The organism is Nonomuraea sp. NPDC049695 (assembly GCF_040674955.1).
Taxonomy (GTDB): Bacteria; Actinomycetota; Actinomycetes; order Streptosporangiales; family Streptosporangiaceae; genus Nonomuraea; species Nonomuraea helvata.
The window spans coordinates 1-2,333 of the sequence record NZ_JBFANV010000212.1; the positions used below are offsets into that span (position 1 = coordinate 1).

Here is a 2,333-nt window from a genome sequence, read left to right on the forward strand (position 1 = left end):
GCTGGAGCCGTCCTCGGTGCAAGGTCGGGTGCGGCCGGGCCGGGTGGCGGTGCTGTTCTCCGGTCAGGGCGCCCAACGGCCTGGGATGGGCCGTGAGTTGTACAAGGCCTTCCCGGTGTTCGCCCGCGCCTTCGACGAGACCTGCGCGCTGCTGGAAGCCGAACTCACCGCGGGCGTGGTGAGTGGCCTGGCCGGTGGGTTGAGCCTGCGAGAGATCATCCTCGGCGAGGCCGGTGGGGTGCTGGATCAGACGGTGTTCGCGCAAGCGGGGCTGTTCGCGGTGGAGACGGCGTTGTACCGGCTGCTGGAGTCGCTGGGTGTCCGGCCTGATTTTGTGGCGGGGCATTCGCTGGGTGAGATCACGGCGGCGCATGTGGCCGGGGTGCTGGAGCTGGCGGATGCGTGTCGGTTGGTGGCTGCTCGTGGCCGGTTGATGCAGGCGTTGCCCGCTGGGGGCGCGATGGCGGCGGTCGGCTGCGGTGAAGAGGAGATCGTCCCGGTACTGGCCGGGCGTAGCGACATCTCGGTAGCCGCGGTGAACGCGCCCGGTTCGGTGGTGGTTTCGGGTGCCGCCGACCAGGTGGAGCAGGTTATCGACTGGGCGCGGCAGCACGGGCACCGCATCCGGCAGCTGCGCGTGTCACACGCGTTCCACTCCCCGTTGATGGAGCCCATGCTGGAGGAGTTCGCCGCGGTGGCGGGCTCGCTCGCGTTCCACCCGCCGACCCTGCCGCTGGTGTCGGGGGTCAGTGGGCGGCTGGCCGGGTCGCAGATCACCGAGCCCGGCTACTGGGTCGAGCACGTGCACCGGCCGGTCAGGTTCTCCGACGTCGTCACCACCCTGCGCGGGAACGGGGTCGGCTGCTTCATCGAGGCCGGCCCGGACGCCCAGCTCACCCCCATGGTCGAACAGACCCTCACCCACCACGATCACGCTGACGCCCTCAGTGCCGACGACGGCCTTGGAGACGCAGAGCCGGCCTCGGTGGTGGCGTTGCTGCGCCGCGACCGGGACGAGGCCGCCCAACTGGTCGCCGGGCTGGGTCAGGCCTGGACGTGTGGCACCGGCGTGGACTGGACCGCCTGGCCGGCCTGGACCACCGGGGCCGGACCGGCCGGCGCCCGCATCCGCCATCTGGACCTGCCCACCTACCCCTTCCAGCGGCGGCATTACTGGCTGCTCCCCCCGGGCCGCACGCAATCGGGTGGAGCCGCCGTCACCGGCCGTCCTTCCGTGTTCGAAGTGGCGTGGCGGCAGTTGGGGCCGGCGTCGGCGCGCCCTGATGCGGTCGCCACCGGCGATACCCTCATCATCGATTCCACGAACGGTGCTGACGGAGCCCAGGACGCTGGCGACGTGCTCGATCGAGTACGGAACGCTCTGCGTACGGTCCTGGCCGACTTGCATGGCTGGTTGACCGAGGGGGACACGCGGCCGGTAGCGGTGGTGACCCGGGGCGCGGTGGCCGTGGCCGACGGTGAGGTTCCGGATCCGGCGCAGGCGGCGGTGTGGGGGCTGGTGCGGGCGGCTCAGTCGGAGGAACCCGGCCGGATCACCCTGATCGACCTCGACCCGAACGACAGTGTGCTGGAAGACGACGCGCAGGTCGCCCCCGGTTCGGAGGGGGCATCGGCGAGTTCTGTACCGGCGGGTGTCGACGGTGGCGGGGACGGCCTTGCAGATGGTGTGCGTGCCGCGCTGGCTTCTGGTGAGCCGGAGGTCGCCCTGCGCGGCGGCGGGTTGTGGGTGCCGCGGTTGTCGCATGTGGAATCTGTCGACCCCGACGGTGGAGCCTCCTCATCGCCAGGCGGGGTTGGTGGTGAGGAGGCCGGCGAGGAGTCCGCAGCTGCCTGGCCGGTCGATGGGACCACGTTGATCACCGGGGGCAGCGGTGGTCTGGGTGCTTTGGTGGCGCGGCATCTGGTGGCCGAGCACGGCGTGCGGCAGCTGCTGCTGGTCTCCCGGCGGGGCCTGGACGCCCCTGGGGCGGCCGAGCTGCGCGATGAGCTGGCCGGACAGGGCGCCGAGGTCACGGTGGCCGCTTGTGACGTGGCGGATCGGGACGCGCTCGCGGGGCTGCTGGAGCAGATCCCCGACGCCCATCCCCTTCGTGCGGTGGTGCATGCGGCGGGCGTGGTGGACGACGGGGTGATCACGTCGTTGTCGGCTGAGCAGGTGGAGGCGGTGCTGCGGCCGAAGGTGGATGCGGCCTGGTATCTGCATGAGCTGACCCGTGATGGCGATCTGGCCCGGTTTGTGGTGTTCTCCTCGCTGGCCGGGGTGGTGGACGGGGCCGGGCAGGGGAACTACGCGGCCGCCAACGCTTTCGTCG

1 protein-coding gene is annotated in these 2,333 nt (G+C 71.4%); it reads left to right on the forward strand.

Annotated elements, in window-relative coordinates; genetic code table 11:
- Window positions 1–43: 43 nt before the first annotated feature.
- Window positions 44–2,333: SDR family NAD(P)-dependent oxidoreductase (locus AB0J64_RS57060; protein WP_364047158.1), on the forward strand; the 2,290-nt coding region annotated here is incomplete at its 3' end.